Raw genomic sequence first — 17,930 nt, 5'->3', positions numbered from 1 at the left:
TGGGGCAGGAGCCGACCCTCGAACTGAGGTGAATCCGGCGTCACGCAGAAGCGCTTTGGGTCTCGCGGCCCAACGGGGGTTTCTGCACTGGAACTTTGCCGACACCCTCCTGTCCCATGGCGTAGAGCTCTGAAGCTGGAGGGATGCGTTTGGAGTGATTTTGACGCGCGCGATCGAGGAACCCTGGAAATTCTCGCCTTTTGTCTTGTCGGCGTTGCCTTCGAAACCTCCGGTTTCCGCTATCGCGTCGAAGGCAGTGCCGGAAGCGCCGGGGCTTGGCCAGAAGCGCATGCCGGCACGCACGGCATCTCCCGAAACGCCGAGTTTCGCGGATCGCTGGCCCCACCGGTCGCACAACTCCGACGGTCTGGCTTGCAACTCGCGATGTGTGGCATCGCAGCCAGGTTCGCGACCACGCTGCGATCCTCCGCCCGGCATGCCCCCCCCTGCACGATGGAGCCTAGGTCATGGATTTCAGCGGTACGAACGGTCCCGACGTATTTTACACGCGGCCTCTGACGCTCGAGACGAACGCCGACGGCGACGTCTTCGAGATATCCGACGGCTACTACGGCTATGGCGGGGACGACGCGTTCCGCATCCGGGTCTCCAATGTCGATGTCCCCGGACTTTTCGAGACGTCGAGTGACATTCAGGGCAACGAGGGCAACGACAGTCTCGTCTTCGCGCCGGCCAGGGACTATCTCGGCCAAGTCGACATCAACGTCTCCGGGGGAAGCGGATCGGACAGCGTGAAGCTGGACCTGTCGAAACTCGGCAGCGCCGGGATCGATTTCACGGACATTAACGGCGGCGGCTTCACGACCATCATCACGCTGCTGCATGCCGACGGCATCAGCGCCGGCCAGTTCTTCCTTCGCGACGACATCGAGCGCATCGAGATCCTTGGAACGTCGGCGGCCGACGTCCTGATCGGGAACCGCGGCAACGACCATCTTGACGGCGGTTCGGGCGCCGACCTGTTCTATAAGACCAGGGGAAGCGACCAATACGTCTTCGACGATGCAGGCGATCGGGTGGCTCTGTTCGATGGCTCGATCGCGACGGTTCCGGCGGATGGAAGCGATACGATCTGGGCCTGGGTGTCCGTGGACCTGCGCGATCAGTACGGGGTCGAAAATCTGCGCCTTGGGGCCGATGGAACGGAAGGAACGGGGAACGACGCGGCCAACCTGATCACCGGGTCCAGCGGCCGCAACACCATCGCGGGCGGCGGCGGTAACGACAGCCTCTATGGGAAAGGCGGCGCCGATACGTTCTCCTTCGCCGAAAAGGGCGCCGCGAACCGGGACTCGATCTGGAACTTCAACGACGATGACAGGATCGAGTTGTCGCAGGCGACCTTCGCAGGACTGGACAAGGACCGTGACGGGCTTCTCGATCTCGACGCCCTGTCGCAAACCGGCAAGGCCCTCGGCGGCGTCGCGCAACTGATCTACAACAAGGCGACCGGCATCCTGTCCTACGATGCGGACGGTGTCGGAGCCGGCGCTGCCGAGGACATCGCCTTCATCGGCAGGATGCTCGGCTTCCTCGATCCGAGCGATGTCATCCTCACCGCTTGAGTGGTGACAATCGATCGGTAGATCGTGCCGTCGCCGTCGATCGAGGGCGAGTAGTTCGAAACGCTGGGGGTGATGGAAAAACGAAGGGGTCCGGTTTCGCCAGAGCCGGGATGCGGAGGAATACCGGTTCGCCATCACAAGCAAGGAGCGTGAAACGATCCAGGCTCGGACCCCGCAGAGCTACGGTCTCGTTCCGGAAAACAGGCTGACAGGCTCAAGGACCAGGGTAACGCTGGGGTCTTCCGAGATCCGCGCGGCAGGCAAGACCGCATCTCCGATGCCCAATGCGACGCGCAATTAGGTATGGACCCTAAAACTCGCCGCAACTCGCAGGGGGAAATGGTGGGTGATGTAGGGATCGAACCTACGACCCGCTGATTAAGAGTCAGCTGCTCTACCAACTGAGCTAATCACCCGGAACGCGGTGGGCGCTGGCCCGTCGCGTCTGAGGGGGCTTCTAAGCGAAGCGCCCCGTGATGTCCAGAGGAAACTTCGGGGTTTCGTTCGAAAGGTTCAGGGCTGCAGCCAGGGCAGGTTCGCGACCATCGCGGAAGGTAGGGGGCGCGGGTGGATGCGCAGGTCCTCGCCCGCAGATGGGCTGGTCGCCGCGGTCTCCTCCCCCTCGGCGTCCGCGGCGTCCATGAAGTGAATGCCGGCGAGCGAGTCGCGGCGATAGACGAGCTTGGCGGGGCGGATGGCCTCCTCCTCGCCGATGCGGATCTCGAAGACCTTGGGCAGCGGGACGGCGGGGTCGATCGTCAGGAGCGCACCGGTGGCCGAGATGTTGCGCACCGTGCAGTCGAAGGTCGAATAGCGGTTGTTGAAGAGGATCTTGCCGCTTTTCAGGATGCGGGTGCGCGGCGCGATCCGGCGCTCGGCGTCATTCTGGGCGGCTTGGGACATGGCGACCATGAGATCCTCTCGGCGTTCGCATCGGCGAACCATCGCTCCGAAAGGTTAGCATCGGCTGAATCCTGCGCCGCGGCGCCACGACCGGCCGTTCGGGACCGGGGCACGAGGCCCCGGTCCCGGAAGCGGGAAGGCTCAGTTGCGGGCCTTGTCGACCAGCTGGTTCTTGGCGATCCACGGCATCATACCGCGAAGCCGGGCGCCGACTTCCTCGATCTGGTGGCTGTCGTTGACGCGGCGGATGCCCTTGAAGCGCGAGGCGCCCGAGCGGTACTCCTGCATCCAGTCGGAGGTGAACTTGCCGGTCTGGATGTCTTTCAGGACGCGCTTCATCTCCGCCTTGGTCTCGTCGGTGATGATGCGCGGGCCGGTGACGTACTCGCCCCACTCGGCGGTGTTCGAGATCGAGTAGTTCATGTTGGCGATGCCGCCCTCGTAGATGAGGTCGACGATCAGCTTCACCTCGTGCAGGCACTCGAAATAGGCCATCTCCGGGGCGTAGCCGCCCTCGACGAGGGTCTCGAAGCCGGCGCGGATCAGCTCGACGAGACCGCCGCAGAGGACGACCTGCTCGCCGAAGAGATCGGTCTCGCACTCTTCCTTGAAGTTCGTCTCGATGATGCCCGAACGGCCGCCGCCGACGCCGCAGGCGTAGGACAGGGCGAGGTCGAGCGCATTGCCGGAGGCGTCCTGGTGGACCGCCACGAGGCAGGGCACGCCGCCGCCCTTCTGGTACTCGCCGCGCACGGTGTGGCCAGGGCCCTTGGGCGCGATCATGACGACGTCGACGGACTTCTTCGGCTCGATCAGGCCGAAGTGGACATTGAGGCCGTGGGCGAAGGCGATCGCCGCGCCGTCGCGGATGTTGCCCTCGATGTCGGCCTTGTAGATGTCGGCTTGGAGCTCGTCCGGCGTCGCCATCATCAGGAGGTCGGCCCACTTGGCAGCCTCGGCGACAGTCATCACCTTGAAGCCGTCGGCCTCGGCCTTCTTGATCGTCGGCGAGCCGGCCTTCAGCGCAATCACGACGTTGCCGGCGCCCGAGTCCTTGAGGTTCAGCGCATGGGCGCGGCCCTGGCTGCCGTAGCCGACGATCGCGACGTTCTTGGACTTGACGAGATTCAGATCGGCATCGCGATCGTAGTAGACGCGCATCGGAGCGTTTCCTTCCTGGTTTGACCGACGTCAGGCGCCGGATGGGGGTGTTCGGCGAGCGCACGGGCCCACCTGTTCGCTCGTCCCGAAGAGGACGAAGAATTGCTGGGTGGCCGTGCGCGCGGCCCGCTCGATCCCCGCCGCATCGAGCGTCGGGCGCTCGCCGAGGAGGAGCCGGATCTGCGTGTCGCGCACCGTCAGCCCGAAGAAGGTCGAAAAGGCCTCGCCGGTGTCGGAAAAGCTTAGGAGTCCGGCCCGCCGCCCGGCCTCCAGCACCGAGCCGAGGCGCTGGCGCATCGCGGCCGGTCCGTTCTCGAGGACGATCGCCCCGAGGTCTCGCCGGTCGGAACCGGCATGACCGACCGCCAGCCTGTTGAGCGCGATCGAGGTCTCGCCCGACAGGACGGTGAGCCAGTCGGTGGCAAAGCCGATGAGGCTGGCTTCCAGCCGCCCGCGGTCGAGCGTCTGCGGGTCGAGCGGCACGGCGCGCACCTTGGCCGCCTGCCACTGGACCGTCGCGGTGAGCAGCCCGTCGCGACCGCCGAACCACTTGTAGAGGGTTTCCTTGGAGCAGCTGGCGCGCCGCGCGACGGCGGTCATCGTCAGGCTCTCGTCGTCCGACACGAGCAGCGCCAGCGCCGCGTCGAGCACTTCGCCCTGACGCTTCGTCATCGCCTTTCCGTCGATCTCGACCGTTCCGCTCAATAGAAGCCGCCCTGCCCAGCCGCGGGACCCGCCCGCATGCGTACCGTACGTTACGGTACACCGCTTAGCCGCGATCCCGTCGCTTCGCAAGGGCGGAGGCGATGCTGGAGAAAAGTTTCACCAGCTGGGAGGCCACGGCGCGAGACCGGCGCCGCGGCCGGTATGTCAGCCGGCGCAGGCGTCAACGAAGCGGCGCACCGAGCCGGCCATGCCGAACTCCAGCGCCTCGGCGGTCAGCCCGTGGCCGATCGACACCTCCGCAAGCTGCGGCAGGCGCCGCACGAGAGGCGGCAGATTGGCGACGGTGAGATCGTGGCCGGCATTGAGGCCGAGGTCGAGCGCGGTCGCCGCATCGCCCGCCGTCCCCATCCGGTCGAGCCAGGCCTCGGCCGCGACCGGGTCGGAATGCGTGCCGCCATAGGGGCCGGTGTAGAGCTCGACCCGGTCGCACCCGGTGTCGGCGGCGGCGTTCATGATCGCGGCATCGGCATCGGCAAAGAGTGAGACCCGCATCCCCTCGCCCTTCAGCCGCTCGACGACGCCCTTCAGAAGCGCGGCATGGGCGGCGAAGTCCCAGCCGTGGTCGGAGGTCGGCTGGGACGGATCGTCGGGCACGAGCGTCACCTGCTCGGGCCGGTTGGCCAGCACGAGCTGGAGGAAGTCCTCGCTTGGGAACCCCTCGATATTGAACTCGGCCTGCGGAAACTCCTCGTCGATGAGGCGCCGCAGGACCGGGAGGTCGGAAAAGCGGACGTGCCGCTGATCGGGGCGCGGATGGACGGTCAGCCCGTGCGCCCCCGCCTCCAGCGCGATGCGCCCGAAGCGCTCGACGCTCGGCCACGGCAGGTCGCGCCGATTGCGCAGCATCGCGACCGCATTGAGATTGACCGACAGTTCGCAGGGCATCGGGTCGTCTCCTCCTCAGGGTCCGTCGCGGCGGACGGGCGGTGTTTGCCGTCGAACGATGCGCCCGGACCAAGGTTGCGGGCGCCGAAGGTCTCACTTCACGATGGTCAGGCGCTCGGCCGCGCGGGTGATGGCCGTGTAGAGCCAGCGCTCGCGCGAATCCTTGAAGGCCCAACTCTCGTCGAACAGCATGACATGATCCCACTGCGAGCCTTGCGCCTTGTGGACGGTCAGCGCGTAGCCGTAGTCGAAATCGTCGTAGCGCTTCTTGGTGGCCCAGGGCACCTCGGCGCTCGGGTTCTCGAAGGCTTCCCGGAGAAGCTTGATCTTGGCCGCGCCCCGGTCGATGTCGTCGTCATCGGGCTTCACGATGAGATTGGTGCCCGGCTTCGTCTTTTCCGGCGAGGCGGTCATCACCTGCCAGAGCGAGCCGTTCAGAAGCCCCTTGGCCGGGTCGTTGCGCAGGCACACCAGCTTGTCGCCCGACTGCGGCAGCGGGCCGGTGAAGCCCTTCAGCTCGCGCAGCCGGTTGTTGTAGAGGCGGCGCGTACGATTGGTGCCGACGAGCACCTGATCGGCGGCCAGCACCTCGTCGCGGTCCACCTCGCGCTTCGAGATGACCTTGGCGGCGCCATGGTCGCCGAACGAAAGCGGACGCCCTTCGCGTGCCTCGAGCGCCAGCGCGAGAATCGGGTTGTCGCGCGCCTGCCGGTGGATCTCGGTGAGGAGGAAATCCGGCTCGGCCTCGGTAAAGAAGCCGCCGCCCGACACGGGCGGCAACTGGCCGGGATCGCCGAGCACCAGGATCGGCGTGCCGAACGACAGGAGATCGCGCCCCAGCGCCTCGTCCACCATCGAGCATTCGTCGACGACGACGAGCTTGGCCTTGGCGACGGGGCTCTGTCGGTTGAGCGAGAAGGTGGGCGAGACGCGCGCCGTGCCCGTCGTCTCGTCGTCGGTCGCCTCCTCGCCGCGCGGGCGATAGATCAGCGAATGCAGCGTCTTGGCGGACTTCGCCCCCTTGGAGCGCAGCACCTGCGCGGCCTTGCCGGTGAAGGCGGCGAACTGGACGCCGCCCTCGATGCCTTCGGCGAAGTGGCGCGCGAGGGTCGTCTTGCCGGTGCCGGCATAGCCGAAGAGGCGAAAGATCGGCTGGTCGCCACGCTTCAGCCAGTTGGCGACGCACGTCAGGGCCTCGTCCTGTTGGGGTGAGAATTTCATGGGGCTCGGCGTCGCAGAAATCGGCCCCCGCGGCAAGCCGTCAGCGCAGGAGCGGCCAGAGCGTCGCGACGAGCGCGAGGCCCATGACGAGATTGAAGACGCGCAAGCGCCGCGGATCGGCGAGGAAGTTGCGAAGCCCCATGCCGAACCCCGTCCAGATCACCGCGGTCGGGATGCCAACGAGGAGGAACGCCGCCACCACGACCAGCATGGAGAGGATCGGCGCGTCGGCGCTGACATAGGCGCCCATGGCGACCAGCGCCATCGCCCAACCCTTCGGGTTGACGACCTGGAACAGGGCGGCCTGGCCGAAGGTGATCGGCTTCTCCGCGCGGGCGCCCGAGCCCATCGAGGCCTTGGAGAAGGCGATCTTCCAGGACAGCCACAGGAGATAGGCCGCGCTCGCGATCTTCATGGCGAGCTGCAGGCCGGGCGCGGAATGAAGGAGCGCGCCGAGCCCCGCGCCCACCGCCAGAAGCAGGAGCCCGAAGCCGAGCTCGATCCCCAGCATGTGCGGGATCGTGCGCCGGAAGCCGAAGTTCACGCCCGACGTCATCAGCATCAGGTTGTTGGGTCCCGGCGTCAGCGAGGAGACCACGGCAAAGGTGGTGAGCGCGAGAAGGACATCGGTCGACATCGTCGGGCATCCGGTTGGTGATGGGCGCAAGGGATCGCGCCCGGCGGCAGGCCGGGCGGCGCAGGAAGGACGGTCCGGCGCGCTCGAAGCCGCTCAGCCCTCGATGATCGGATCCTTGCCGCGGCTCATCGCGGCGACGCCCGTGCGGCAGACCTCGACGAGGCCGAGCGGCGCCATGATCTGGATGAACTTCTCGATCTTCGAGGTCTTGCCGGTGATCTCGAAGACGAAGTGGTCGGTGGTGCTGTCCACCACCTTGGCGCGGAACACGTCGGCAAGGCGCAGAGCCTCGACGCGGTCGTCGCCCGCGCCCGCCACCTTGACCAGCGCGAGTTCGCGCTCGATGGGCCCGTCCTCGCCCTGCCCCGTCGCGGTCTTGGTGAGATCGACAACGCGGTGCACCGGCACGATGCGGTCGAGCTGGCTCTTCACCTGCTCGATGACCCCCGGCGCGCCGCGCGTCACCACGGTGATGCGCGACAGGTGCTTGTTGTGGTCGGTCTCGGAGACCGTCAGGCTCTCGATATTGTAGCCGCGGCCCGAGAACAGGCCGATCACCCGCGCCAGCACGCCCGGCTCGTTGTCCACCACGATCGACAGGGTGCGCGAGACGACCGGCGGCTTGTCGTCGGTGATGAAATAGGCGGAGGCGGGCGGCTGAAGCGGAAGGTTCATGGGTCTTTCCCGGAGAAGTCGGCGCGGCAGTCGTGATGGGATCGGCGGGGCTTATGCCCCGCCGGTTGCGCTTACACCAGCGCCTTGCCCTTGGCGTCGATCGCGTTGGCCACCGCGTCGTCGCTCGCTTCGTCGGGCAGCAGGATCTCGTTGTGCGCCTTGCCGGACGGGATCATCGGGAAGCAGTTGGTGAGGTTGGCGACGCAGCAGTCGACGATCACCGGACCGTCGGTGTCGATCATCGCCCGGATGCCGACGTCGAGATCATCCGCCTTCTCGATGCGGATGCCCGTGCCGCCGTAGGCCTCGGCGAGCTTGACGAAGTCCGGCATCGCCTCGGAATAGCTGTTCGACAGGCGGTTGCCGTGCAAGAGCTGCTGCCACTGGCGCACCATGCCCATGTACTGGTTGTTCAGGATGAACACCTTGACGGGCGCGCCATGCTGGACGGCGGTCGAGAGCTCCTGCATCATCATCTGGATCGAGGCGTCGCCCGCGATGTCGATGACGAGCGCATCCGGGTGCGCGATCTGGACGCCGACGGCCGCCGGCAGGCCGTAGCCCATGGTGCCGAGGCCCCCCGAGGTCATCCAGCGGTTGGGTTCCTCGAAGCCGTAGAATTGCGCGGCCCACATCTGATGCTGGCCGACCTCCGTGGTGATGAAGGTCTTGCGGTCCTTGGTCAGCTCGTAGAGGCGCTTCACCGCATGCTGCGGCAGGATGAGGTCGCCCTCCTGGCGGTAGCTCAGGCAGTTGCGCGCCTTCCAGCCGGCGATCTTGCCCTTCCACTCGGACAGCGCCTCGCGATCGAGCGTGTCGCCCGTCTCGCGCCAGATGCCGATCATCGCCTCCAGCACATGGGCGACGTCGCCGATGATCGGCAGGTCGACGCGCACGTTCTTGTTGATCGACGAGGGGTCGATGTCGATGTGGATCTTCTTCGATCCCGGCGAGAAGGCGTCGAGGCGGCCGGTGATCCGGTCGTCGAAGCGCGCGCCGATGCACACCATCACGTCGCAGCCGTGCATGGCGAGATTGGCCTCGTAGGTGCCGTGCATGCCGAGCATGCCGAGCCAGTTCTCACCGCTCGCCGGGTAGGCGCCGAGGCCCATCAGGGTCGAGGTGATCGGGAAGCCGGTCATCGCGACGAGCTCGCGCAGGAGCTTCGACGCCTCAGGCCCCGAATTGATGACGCCGCCGCCGGTGTAGAGGATCGGGCGCTTGGCGCTCTTCATCAGCTCGACGGCCGCGCGGATACGGCCGAGATCGGCGTCGAGCTTTGGCTGATAGCGCTGCGTGGCGCGCGAGAGCGAGGGCGGCGTGTAGGTGCCGGTCGCGAACTGGACGTCCTTCGGGATATCGACGACGACCGGGCCAGGCCGGCCCGACGTCGCGACGTGGAAGGCCTCGTGCAGGATCTCGGCGAGGTCCTCGACGCTCTTCACCAGCCAGTTGTGCTTGGTGCAGGGGCGCGTGATGCCGACCGTGTCGCATTCCTGGAACGCGTCGGAGCCGATCAGCGTCGTCGGGACCTGGCCGGTGATGCAGACGAGCGGGATCGAGTCCATCAGCGCGTCCTGCAGCGGCGTCACCGCGTTGGTCGCGCCGGGACCCGAGGTCACCAGCATGACGCCCGGCTTGCCGGTGGAGCGGGCATAGCCCTCGGCCGCATGGCCGGCGCCCTGCTCGTGGCGGACCAGAATGTGCTTGACGTCGGACTGCTGGAACAGCGCGTCGTAGATCGGAAGGACCGCGCCGCCGGGATAGCCGAAGAGATGCTCGACGCCGTGGTCCTTCATCGCCTGAACCACCATCTGGGCTCCGGTCATCTGGCGGACGGTGGTCTCGATCGTCATCTGGTTCATGGCTCGGCCTGCTCGTGTTGGGTGCCGGCTTTTCTAGGCTGCGGCGCGTTCTTCGGAAAATTCAGGCAATAAAAAAGGCCCTTCGAGGGGCCTTGGGATGCGCACACGTGGCAGGAGCCGGACGGTCGTTAGACCGCCTCGCGTGTGCGCCTGCTTACGAGAATGAGCGTGATCGTCTGCATGGGCCGGGACTTTACGGAGCGTTCACACTAGCGTCAAGCGTCGCCGGGCTCTTTTTCGCCTCACGCGCCCATGCGCTTCAGGGCGTCGGTCGGATCGAGGTCCGGCGAGCGGATATGGCCGTAGCGCGAGAGGATGAGCGCATAGGCGCCGAAGGCGACGAGACCGAGCCCGGTGCCGGACAGGAGCAGCCAGCCGTAGGGCCATGAGCCGATGGCGACCAGCGCGTCCTCCAGCCCCGGCATGTGGTCGGGCGACCAGCGCGAGGCGCCGGTGAAGAAGAGGAAGGCGAGCGCCGCAAACACCAGCGAGCGCGCCGCGATGCCGAAGCGGCACACGGCCGTCATCCACCGGGCATGGGCCGGCGGCAGGCTCAGGAAGCGCAGGAACGAACCGCTCCAGGCCTTCTTCGCTTGGCTGCCGGCGACGCCGAGCATCACGATCCCGGCGGGAACGGTGAACCAGGGTCCGAACAGCGGCGCCCACTGGTTGAGAAGCCCGCCGCCCTCGCCCCCACCCGTCGACAGGCCGAACAGGAGCGAGGCCGCATAGAACGACAGGAAGAGGTAGGTGAGGCCGGAGACGAAACGGCCGATGCGCGTTGCGATGCCCTTCGCACCCGTTCCGTATCCGTCGGCGTCGAAGATGGCCTGCACGAAGCGCCAGAGCGAGAAGCAGGGAAGCGCGACGGCGAGGAGCACCAGGAGAACCCCGCCGAGCGGCGAGGCGACGATGCGGCTGATCGCATCCTCCTCGCTCAAGGTGCCGCCGCCGGTCGCGAAGGCCGTGCGGAAGGCGAAGGTGCCGATCACGATGAACACGGCCGCCCTTGCGAGATAGCCGAGCCGCGCGCCCTTCTCGATGGCGTCGCGATGGTCGCGCACGGGAAGGCTGGTCGACATGGCTGCACTCCTTGTGGGGCTGGTAACGACCTCGTGCTCCGCCGGTTCCCGCGTCAGGCTCCCAGGTTGTAGCGGCGCGGATCGTCCAGCCGATGCCAGTCCGGGCCAAACTGGTTGCGGAACCACGTCTCCTGCCGCTTGGCATATTGCCGGGTACGGGTGACCGCGCGCTCGCGCGCGAGCGCGGCGGGCAGGCGCCCGTCGGCCTGATCGAGGAGTTCGCGAAGGCCGATCGCCTGCGCGGCGAGACCCTGCATCGCGTCCGGCCCCCGCGCCCGGAACGCCAGCGCTTCGGTTATGGCACCGTCCTCCAGCATCGCGTCGAAGCGATCGGCGATGCGGGCGCGCAGCACCGCGCGGTCGGGCGCGACGACGAGCTTCACCAGGCCCTCTGCGCCGAGAAGGGGTTGCCCCGCATTGCGACGGAGCGCTGCGAGCGGCTGGCCCGTCGCCTCGATCAGTTCCAGCGCGCGCACGATGCGCGTGGGGTCGCTCGGGCGGATCGCGCGCGCAGCCTCCGGGTCGCGCGCGGCGAGCTCGCGGTGCAGAACGTCCGGGGCCTCGCTGGCGCCGCGCAAGCGCCAGTGGTCTCGGATCGCGTTCGGCACGGGCGGCAGGTCGTCGAAGCCGCCGAGCAGTGCCTTGAAGTAGAGCCCGGTGCCGCCGCAGATGACGGGCACGAGACCGCGGACGCCGAGTTCCTCGAGGAGCGGTGTCATTTCGCGCAGCCAATGGCCGGCGGAATAGGGCGCGGCAGGATCGACATGACCGTAGAGGCGGTGCTCGACGCCCTCCATCTCGGCTTCGCCCGGCCGGGCGCTCAGAATGCGCAGCCCGTCATAGACCTGCATCGAATCGGCGTTGACGACGACGCCGCCGACAGCGCGCGCCAGCCGGAGCGCCAGCGCCGACTTGCCGCTCGCGGTGGGCCCCGCTATCAGGATCGCCTTCGGTTTCTCCATTTGCGTCAGGTCGCCGCTTCCATGTTTGTCGTCACCCTCCTGTCGGCGCGGCGGGATCCGCGCGTGTCGCGCACACTGGCAGAGACCGCCGCCGGCGAGATCGGCGAGGCGGACATCCACTGGCTGGAGGCCGACGTCGCCTGCGACCTCGTCACCGCCGAACCGCTGAGCCCCACTGCGCAGGAGCGGCTCCGGCGCCTCGCGCTCGACGAGGGCGTCGATTGCGTGGTGCAGGAGCAGGCGGGGCGCCGCAAGCGGATTCTCCTGGCCGACATGGATTCCACCATGATCAACGAGGAATGCATCGACGAGCTGGCTGCCGCGATCGGGATCAAGGATCAGGTCGCCGCCATCACGGCGCGCGCGATGAACGGCGAGATCGCCTTCGAGCCGGCGTTGCGCGAGCGCGTGGCACTCCTGAAGGACCTGCCCGTCGCCACCATCGCCGACGTCATCGCCAACCACATCACATTGGCCGAGGGCGGCGCGACGCTGGTGCGTACGATGAACCGCAACGGCGCCCACACGGCGCTCGTCTCCGGCGGTTTCACCGCGTTCACCTCGGTCATCGCCGAGCGCCTTGGATTTGCCGAGAATCGTGCCAACATCCTCGACGTCTCGGGCGATAGGCTGAGCGGCACCGTGGCGGAGCCGATCCTCGGCGCCGAAGCCAAGCTTGCCGCGCTGCAGGACATCGCGGCCCGGCTCGGCACGACGCCGGCGGACGCGATCGCGGTCGGCGACGGGGCGAACGACCTGCCGATGATCCTGGCCGCCGGCACCGGCGTCGCGATCCATGCCAAGCCGGCGGTCGCGGCGCGCGCCCCGCTTCGGATCGACCACGGCGACCTGACAGCCCTTCTCTTCCTCCAGGGCTACCGCGCCAGCGAGTTCGTCGACTGATGGACGGGCTCCAGACCGAACGCCTCACGCTGCGCCGCTGGCGCGAGGCGGATCGGCCGATCTTTCATGCCCTCAACAGCGATCCCGTGATCATGCGCTTCTTCGACAAGCGTCTGGGCCGCGAGGAAGCCGACGCGACGATGGACCGCTGGAACGCGGGCCTCGACGACAACGGCATGTCGTTCCTCGCGGCCGAGCGCCGCCGGGACGGAGCGGTGATCGGCACGATCGGCCTCGCGCCGATCACGGAGGATGCCTACCGTTTTGCGCCGACCGTCCAGATCGGCTGGCGCCTCGTCCCGGACGCGGAGGGCCAGGGCTACGCCTCGGAGGGCGCGAGGGCCTGCCTTGCCCATGGCTTCGACGTCCTGCGCCTGCCCGACATCGTCGCGCAGTGCGTCGTCGAGAACCGCTCCTCCGAGAAGGTGATGTTGCGGCTCGGCATGACCCTTCGCGGCACGTTCGACCATCCGAAGGTCTCGGCCGCCACCCATCCGCATCTCGTCCGCCACAGCCTCTACGGGCTCACGGCCGAAGACTGGCGCGAGACCCAGCACGGGAGCGCTTCACGACCGGGTTAAACGGTCGCCATCCCCCCACGGAGGGTCGCCGCGGCGCGTTCGCTCCGAACCTGTCGGACAACGCGTCAGTCGATCGGCACGACGGTGAAGCGCAGGTCGCCGGCGCGATCGGCGAGAAGGAGGAGCGCGTTGCGGCGGCCGTCGGCCTTCAGCTTGGTCAGCTTCTCGCGGGCGTCGGCGGCATCCTTCACCGCCTCCTGACCGATCTCCTTGATCACCGTGCCGGGCTCGATGCCCTTCTCGCCGGCCGCCGAGTTCGGCGCGACCTCGGTCACGAGAACACCGGTGAAGTCGTCGGCGAGATCGAAGCGCTTCTTCAACTCGTCGCTGGCGTCGGAGAGCTGAAGGCCGAGCGTGGCGTTCGGCGCGGGCGCTGCGGGCGCATCAGGCGCTGCGGCATCGGCGTCGGCGGGCGTGTCGTCCTCGCCGGCATCCGTCTCGTCGGCGTCCTCGAGACGGCCGAGCGTCACCTGGACGCTGACGGGCTTCGCCGGCGCGTCGAGCCTCTCCTTGCGCAGGATGTCGAGCGTCACGGTCTTTCCGATCTCCGTCTCGGCGACGATGCGCGGCAGGTCGCGCGAGGTCGCGATCTCGCGCCCGTCGAAGCGGGTGACGACGTCGCCGATCTCGATCTGGCCGTTGTCGGCAGGCCCTTCCGGGATGATGCCCATGACGAGGGCGCCGCGCGCGTTGGGCAGGCCGAGGCCTTCGGCGATCTCGTCCGTCACCTCCTGGAGGCGGATGCCGAGCCAGCCGCGCCGCGTCTCGCCGTATTCGCGCAGCTGGTCGACGACGTTCTGGGCGAGCAGCGCGGGGATCGCGAAGCCGATGCCGATCGAGCCGCCGGTCGGCGAGATGATCGCCGTGTTGATGCCGATGACATTGCCGTACATGTCGAACAGCGGGCCGCCGGAATTGCCGCGATTGATGGCCGCGTCCGTCTGGATGAAGTTGTCGTAGGGGCCGGCCTGGATGTTGCGCCCGCGCGCCGACACGATACCGACCGTGACCGAGCCGCCAAGGCCGAACGGATTGCCGATCGCCATCACCCAGTCGCCGATGCGCACCGCGTCGCTGTTGCCGAACCGGACGGCCGCGAGCGGCGTCGGCGATTCCACTTTCAGGACGGCGAGGTCGGTCTTCGGATCGACGCCGACCACCGTGGCGTCGAGCTGTCGCCCGTCCGCGAAGTTCACCGTGATCTCGTCGGCATCGGCGATGACGTGGTTGTTGGTCACCACGATGCCGGACGGGTCGAGCACGAAGCCCGAGCCGAGCGACTGGACGCGGTTTTCGCCGTCGCCTTCCTTGCCGTTGAGAAGGTCGTTGAAGAAGTCCTGCAACGGCGAGCCGTCGGGCGCCGTCAGCGGCGGCGTGGCATCGCGCGGCGGCCCGCCCTCGACCTTCTGCGAGGTCGAGATGTTGACGACGGCGCCGAGCAGGCGGTCCGCGAGATCGGCGACCGATGCCGGGCCGATCATGCGCGGCTGCGCGGAGCCCGGCTGGGCCGGCACGCCCGGTGCGGCCGGATCGATCGTCGCGGCAGTCGGCGGCTGCGGCGCGATCGGCTGCCCCTCGGACGGCGGGGCGATCACACCCTGCGCGCCCGCAGGGCCGGCGCCGACGGCCAGAAGCGCAAGCGCCGCTCCGGCGAGCGATGAAGCGAGGCGTGCGTTGGGAAGCGACATCCGGAAGTTCCTCGGCCGGGGCATGGCGGCGGCAGACCGCCCGAAGGAGGCAAGCCGATAAAAGCGTTGGAATCAAGAAGCCCGCCGCGGGGGACGCGGCGGGCTCTCAGGTTTGGTCCGGTCAGTTGGCCGGGGCGGGTGCCGCCGGTGCGGCAGGCGTGGCAGCCGGCGCCGCAGGAACCGGCGCTGCGGCCGCTGCGGGCGGCGCCGGCGTTGCGGCGGGCGCTGCAGCCGGCGCCTCAGGCGAAACGCTTGCCGTCGGCGCGCTGCCCGGTGCCGCCCCCGGTCCACCGGCGTTGTCGAAGTAGCGGAAGAACTCCGAGTCCGGGCGCAGCAGCATGGTGGTGCCGCCGTTTTCCAGCGCCGTGCGATAGGCCTGCATCGCGCGGTAGAACTGGAAGAATTCCGGGTCGCGCTGGTAGGCATTGGCGAAGATCGACGAGCGCTCGGCCTCGCCCTCACCCTGCAGCACCTCGGCATCGCGCCGGGCGCCCGCCACGGTCTCCGAGACCGAGCGGTCGGTCGCGGCGCGGATCTCGCGGGCCGACACCCGGCCGCGGGCGCGAACCCGCTCGGCTTCGGCCAGACGCTCGGCGCGCATGCGCGCGAAGGTCTGCTGCGAGACGTCGTCGGTGAGGTCGGTGCGACGGATGCGCACGTCCACGAGATCGATGCCGAGCTGCGTGGCATCGGGGCGGATCTGATCGCGAACCTCGACCATCATCTGCGCCCGCTCCTCGGACAGTGCCGATTCGAAGTTGCGCAGACCGTAGACCCGGCGCACGGCCGCATCGAAGCGGTTGCGCAGGCGCTGCTCGGCCTGGTCCACCGAGCCCGACACAGCCTGACGGAAGCGCGCCGCATCGTTGATGCGGTACACGAGGAAGGCGTCGACGATGTAGAAGGCGCCGCCCGAGACCTGGACGCGCATGTTGTCGAGGTCGAGGCGCAGAAGCCGGTTCGGCAGGACCTGGATGTTGTCGGCGCCCGCGAAATTTAGCGGCAGCTTGAAGTAGAGGCCCGGCTCGGTAACGACGCGCTGGATCTGACCGAAGCGCGTGACGACGGCCTGGTTGCCCTCGCGCACGATGAAGACGGAATTGTAGAGAACGAACAGCGCGGCGAGGACGACCGCGAGCGAAGCATAGACGCGGTTGCTCATCGGCCGGTCCCCTGGATGCTGGACAGGTTGGTGCCCTGCACGTTCCCGTTCTGGCCCGGCGCCGGCACGCTGGAATCGGGCGTGTTGGTGTTGCTCGGCTGGATGGTGCGCGTGCCGCCGACGGCGTTGGGGCTTTGCGCGCCGGGGCGCGGCAGCTCGTTCAGCGGCAGGTAGGGCACGACGCCCTGTCCGCCCCCGGCCTGCGGGTCCATGATGACCTTCGACGAATTGCCGAGGACGCCTTCCATCGTCTCGAAGTAGAGGCGCTGGCGCGTGATCTCGGGCGCCTTCTCGTATTCACCGAGGATGGCGGTGAAGCGCTGCGATTCGCCCTGCGCCTCCTGCACGACGCGGTTCTTGTAGGCGGCGGCGTCCTCGCGGATCTGCACCGCCTCGCCCTGCGCCCGGCCGAGCTGCTCGTTCTGGTAGCGACGCGCCTCGTCGACGAACTGCGCCTCGTTCTGCTCGGCGCGCTGCACTTCCTCGAAGGCGTCGGCGACGTCGGACGGGGGCGCGGCGTCCTGGATGGTGATGGCGTTGACCTGAAGGCCGGCGCCGTAGGTGTTCAGCGTGTCCTGCGTGATCGCGCGGACCTGCTCGGCGATCCCCGCGCGGTCGTCGCGGAAGATGTCCTCGACCGGACGACGGCCGACGACCTCGCGCATGGCGCTCTCGGCCACCTGGCGCAGCAGCGCCGGCGGGTCTTGGACGTTGAACAGGAAGCTCGTGGGACTCGCGACCTGGTAGTTCACGGTGAACTGGACGTCGACGATGTTCTGGTCGCCCGACAGCATCAGGCCGGAGCCCTCGCCGCCCTGGTTGGAGCCGATCACCATCTGGCTTTCGGAGGTCTTGACCGTCTCGACCGTCTCGAACGGCCAGAGGACGAAGTGAAGGCCGGGCTCGGACAGCTGCTCGTTCGGCTTGCCGAACAGGAGCTCGACGCCGCGCTCGTCGGGCTGCACCGTGTAGACCGCGTTCAGGAGCCAGACGACCGCAAGGCCGGCGACCGCGAGACCCGCGATCGCCGCGCTGCCGCCGGCGCCCTGGCCGCGACCGCCGCCGCCCGGCATCGCGCGGCGCAGGCGGTCCTGGCCCCGGCGCAGGATGTCCTCGAGATCAGGCGAGTTGTTGTTGCCGCCGGGGCGCGGTCCTTGCGGTCCCTGCCCCCAAGGGCCGCCGCCACCGCCGCCTTTCCAGCCGCCGTTCCCCGTCTGATTGCTCCAGGGCATGGATGTCCTTCCGTCCGAACTTTTCGCGCGCGCCCCGGAAATCCGGCACATCGCGTCGTCAACTCCTTATAGGAACCGCAAAATCGCGTTTCAACGCGCGTCACGGGCGAATGATCGGCAGCTCTCCTGCCATGGTTAGCGCGGTGAGGACGCCCGCTCCCAGCGCTCGTAGCGCGTCGGCGCGCTGTCGCGCGGGTCGGCAGCGCCGTTCTCCTCTGCCACGAGCCGGAAACCGGCGGCGGCTAGGTCGGGAAAGAAGGCGTCTCCGGTGGGCTCCGCCTCGATTACCGTCCGCTCGACGCGGGTCGTCCGCGGCAGGAACGCGCGGTAGATCTCGCCGCCGCCCGCGATCACGATTTCGTTCGCGCCGCGGCGATCCGCCGCTCGGGCCGCCAGCGCGATCGCCTCGTCCGGGGACTTCGCCAGAATCGCCCCTTCGAACGGCAGTTCGGACGCGCGGGTGAGGACGATCGTGTCGCGCCCCGGCAGGACGCGGCCGATCGATTCGAGCGTCCGCCGCCCCATGATCATCGGCTTGCCCATGGTGAGCGCGCGGTAGCGCCGGAGGTCGGAGGGCACCGACCAGGGCATGCCGCCGAGATGACCGATCACGCCGTTGGCGGCGGTCGCGACCACCGCGACGAGGGGAAGCGCACTCATG

General features: G+C 68.2%; 17 protein-coding genes and 1 tRNA gene. 3 read left to right on the top strand and 15 right to left on the bottom strand.

Annotated features, from left to right (window positions below; genetic code table 11):
* Positions 1 to 467: 467 nt before the first annotated feature.
* A complete protein-coding gene (locus tag ACLNGM_RS07950; RefSeq protein ID WP_416357871.1) occupies positions 468 to 1,586 on the top strand; it encodes a hypothetical protein in 1,119 nt (372 codons plus the stop codon).
* Positions 1,587 to 1,926: 340 nt separating this feature from the next.
* On the opposite strand, the gene ACLNGM_RS07945 is transcribed toward ACLNGM_RS07950, so the two are convergent.
* From ACLNGM_RS07945 to miaA, 11 genes are all read right to left on the bottom strand, one after another.
* Positions 1,927 to 2,002: transfer RNA gene (locus ACLNGM_RS07945), tRNA-Lys, on the bottom strand.
* A 97-nt stretch (positions 2,003 to 2,099) separates the two neighbouring features.
* Positions 2,100 to 2,489, bottom strand: coding sequence for a PilZ domain-containing protein (locus ACLNGM_RS07940; protein ID WP_416357870.1), 390 nt, complete (start codon positions 2,487 to 2,489; stop codon positions 2,100 to 2,102).
* Positions 2,490 to 2,630: 141 nt separating this feature from the next.
* Complete coding sequence (gene ilvC / locus ACLNGM_RS07935) at positions 2,631 to 3,650, bottom strand: ketol-acid reductoisomerase (protein WP_090962285.1); 1,020 nt, start codon at positions 3,648 to 3,650, stop codon at positions 2,631 to 2,633.
* A gap of 30 nt (positions 3,651 to 3,680) precedes the next feature.
* Positions 3,681 to 4,322, bottom strand: a complete 642-nt coding sequence (locus ACLNGM_RS07930) for a TetR/AcrR family transcriptional regulator C-terminal domain-containing protein (RefSeq protein WP_416357869.1) — start codon at positions 4,320 to 4,322, stop codon at positions 3,681 to 3,683.
* A 198-nt stretch (positions 4,323 to 4,520) separates the two neighbouring features.
* Positions 4,521 to 5,261, bottom strand: a complete 741-nt coding sequence (locus tag ACLNGM_RS07925; RefSeq protein WP_416357868.1) for a pyridoxine 5'-phosphate synthase — start codon at positions 5,259 to 5,261, stop codon at positions 4,521 to 4,523.
* Positions 5,262 to 5,354: 93 nt separating this feature from the next.
* Positions 5,355 to 6,482: an ATP-dependent DNA helicase gene (locus ACLNGM_RS07920; protein ID WP_416357867.1), complete on the bottom strand. Its 1,128-nt coding sequence runs from the start codon at positions 6,480 to 6,482 to the stop codon at positions 5,355 to 5,357.
* 40 nt (positions 6,483 to 6,522) lie between these two features.
* Positions 6,523 to 7,119 (bottom strand): LysE family translocator, encoded by a 597-nt coding sequence (locus ACLNGM_RS07915; RefSeq protein ID WP_416357866.1) that lies wholly within the window; start codon positions 7,117 to 7,119, stop codon positions 6,523 to 6,525.
* A 93-nt stretch (positions 7,120 to 7,212) separates the two neighbouring features.
* Positions 7,213 to 7,794 carry an acetolactate synthase small subunit gene (gene ilvN, locus ACLNGM_RS07910; protein ID WP_090962273.1) on the bottom strand — a complete coding sequence of 194 codons (582 nt, stop codon included), beginning with the start codon at positions 7,792 to 7,794 and terminating at the stop codon, positions 7,213 to 7,215.
* Between the two features lie 71 nt (positions 7,795 to 7,865).
* The gene (locus tag ACLNGM_RS07905; RefSeq protein ID WP_416358410.1) at positions 7,866 to 9,650 is read right to left on the bottom strand and encodes an acetolactate synthase 3 large subunit; all 1,785 of its coding nucleotides are present in this window, start codon (positions 9,648 to 9,650) and stop codon (positions 7,866 to 7,868) included.
* 251 nt (positions 9,651 to 9,901) lie between these two features.
* On the bottom strand, positions 9,902 to 10,741 hold the full coding sequence (locus tag ACLNGM_RS07900) for a DUF1206 domain-containing protein (protein ID WP_416357865.1): 840 nt from the start codon (positions 10,739 to 10,741) through the stop codon (positions 9,902 to 9,904).
* 53 nt (positions 10,742 to 10,794) lie between these two features.
* Complete coding sequence (gene miaA, locus ACLNGM_RS07895) at positions 10,795 to 11,703, bottom strand: tRNA (adenosine(37)-N6)-dimethylallyltransferase MiaA (RefSeq protein ID WP_416357864.1); 909 nt, start codon at positions 11,701 to 11,703, stop codon at positions 10,795 to 10,797.
* Between the two features lie 21 nt (positions 11,704 to 11,724).
* Here miaA and serB point away from each other — a divergent pair, with 21 nt between their 5' ends.
* Both serB and ACLNGM_RS07885 read left to right on the top strand, forming a co-directional pair.
* Positions 11,725 to 12,606: a phosphoserine phosphatase SerB gene (gene serB / locus ACLNGM_RS07890; protein ID WP_416357863.1), complete on the top strand. Its 882-nt coding sequence runs from the start codon at positions 11,725 to 11,727 to the stop codon at positions 12,604 to 12,606.
* The gene (locus ACLNGM_RS07885) at positions 12,606 to 13,187 is read left to right on the top strand and encodes a GNAT family N-acetyltransferase (RefSeq protein ID WP_416357862.1); all 582 of its coding nucleotides are present in this window, start codon (positions 12,606 to 12,608) and stop codon (positions 13,185 to 13,187) included. The genes serB and ACLNGM_RS07885 overlap by 1 nt, the downstream gene beginning before the upstream one ends.
* Positions 13,188 to 13,252: 65 nt before the next feature.
* Here the strand turns inward: ACLNGM_RS07885 and ACLNGM_RS07880 are convergent, their stop codons facing one another.
* The 4 genes from ACLNGM_RS07880 to ACLNGM_RS07865 all read right to left on the bottom strand — a co-directional run bounded on the left by ACLNGM_RS07880 (position 13,253) and on the right by ACLNGM_RS07865 (position 17,929).
* Entirely contained in the window at positions 13,253 to 14,875 is a 1,623-nt protein-coding gene (locus ACLNGM_RS07880) for a Do family serine endopeptidase (RefSeq protein WP_416357861.1), read from the bottom strand.
* A 121-nt stretch (positions 14,876 to 14,996) separates the two neighbouring features.
* A complete protein-coding gene (gene hflC, locus ACLNGM_RS07875; protein WP_416357860.1) occupies positions 14,997 to 16,037 on the bottom strand; it encodes a protease modulator HflC in 1,041 nt (346 codons plus the stop codon).
* Positions 16,034 to 17,269 (bottom strand): FtsH protease activity modulator HflK, encoded by a 1,236-nt coding sequence (hflK, locus tag ACLNGM_RS07870; RefSeq protein WP_416357859.1) that lies wholly within the window; start codon positions 17,267 to 17,269, stop codon positions 16,034 to 16,036. Before hflK ends, hflC begins: the two co-directional genes overlap by 4 nt.
* Positions 17,270 to 17,404: 135 nt before the next feature.
* Positions 17,405 to 17,929, bottom strand: coding sequence for a dihydrofolate reductase (locus ACLNGM_RS07865; protein ID WP_416357858.1), 525 nt, complete (start codon positions 17,927 to 17,929; stop codon positions 17,405 to 17,407).
* Position 17,930: the final 1 nt, after the last annotated feature.

Origin of the sequence: Aureimonas phyllosphaerae, from assembly GCF_047943035.1 — a bacterium.
Lineage (GTDB): Bacteria > Pseudomonadota > Alphaproteobacteria > Rhizobiales > Rhizobiaceae > Aureimonas > Aureimonas phyllosphaerae.
The sequence above is the reverse complement of the archived record's forward strand: the minus strand, read 5'-3'. Positions and strand labels throughout refer to the sequence as shown.

What these genes read in the sequence shown, in the direction of transcription:
- hflC (WP_416357860.1), bottom strand. Translation starts at nt 16,037, where the DNA reads ATGAGCAACCGCGTCTATGCTTCGCTCGCGGTCGTCCTCGCCGCGCTG.
- ACLNGM_RS07900 (WP_416357865.1), bottom strand. Translation starts at nt 10,741, where the DNA reads ATGTCGACCAGCCTTCCCGTGCGCGACCATCGCGACGCCATCGAGAAG.
- ACLNGM_RS07940 (WP_416357870.1), bottom strand. Translation starts at nt 2,489, where the DNA reads ATGTCCCAAGCCGCCCAGAATGACGCCGAGCGCCGGATCGCGCCGCGC.
- ACLNGM_RS07865 (WP_416357858.1), bottom strand. Translation starts at nt 17,929, where the DNA reads ATGAGTGCGCTTCCCCTCGTCGCGGTGGTCGCGACCGCCGCCAACGGC.
- ACLNGM_RS07885 (WP_416357862.1), top strand. Translation starts at nt 12,606, where the DNA reads ATGGACGGGCTCCAGACCGAACGCCTCACGCTGCGCCGCTGGCGCGAG.
- ACLNGM_RS07950 (WP_416357871.1), top strand. Translation starts at nt 468, where the DNA reads ATGGATTTCAGCGGTACGAACGGTCCCGACGTATTTTACACGCGGCCT.
- ACLNGM_RS07930 (WP_416357869.1), bottom strand. Translation starts at nt 4,322, where the DNA reads ATGACGAAGCGTCAGGGCGAAGTGCTCGACGCGGCGCTGGCGCTGCTC.
- hflK (WP_416357859.1), bottom strand. Translation starts at nt 17,269, where the DNA reads ATGCCCTGGAGCAATCAGACGGGGAACGGCGGCTGGAAAGGCGGCGGT.
- ACLNGM_RS07920 (WP_416357867.1), bottom strand. Translation starts at nt 6,482, where the DNA reads ATGAAATTCTCACCCCAACAGGACGAGGCCCTGACGTGCGTCGCCAAC.
- ACLNGM_RS07905 (WP_416358410.1), bottom strand. Translation starts at nt 9,650, where the DNA reads ATGACGATCGAGACCACCGTCCGCCAGATGACCGGAGCCCAGATGGTG.
- ACLNGM_RS07880 (WP_416357861.1), bottom strand. Translation starts at nt 14,875, where the DNA reads ATGTCGCTTCCCAACGCACGCCTCGCTTCATCGCTCGCCGGAGCGGCG.
- ACLNGM_RS07925 (WP_416357868.1), bottom strand. Translation starts at nt 5,261, where the DNA reads ATGCCCTGCGAACTGTCGGTCAATCTCAATGCGGTCGCGATGCTGCGC.
- ilvN (WP_090962273.1), bottom strand. Translation starts at nt 7,794, where the DNA reads ATGAACCTTCCGCTTCAGCCGCCCGCCTCCGCCTATTTCATCACCGAC.
- ilvC (WP_090962285.1), bottom strand. Translation starts at nt 3,650, where the DNA reads ATGCGCGTCTACTACGATCGCGATGCCGATCTGAATCTCGTCAAGTCC.
- miaA (WP_416357864.1), bottom strand. Translation starts at nt 11,703, where the DNA reads ATGGAGAAACCGAAGGCGATCCTGATAGCGGGGCCCACCGCGAGCGGC.
- serB (WP_416357863.1), top strand. Translation starts at nt 11,725, where the DNA reads ATGTTTGTCGTCACCCTCCTGTCGGCGCGGCGGGATCCGCGCGTGTCG.
- ACLNGM_RS07915 (WP_416357866.1), bottom strand. Translation starts at nt 7,119, where the DNA reads ATGTCGACCGATGTCCTTCTCGCGCTCACCACCTTTGCCGTGGTCTCC.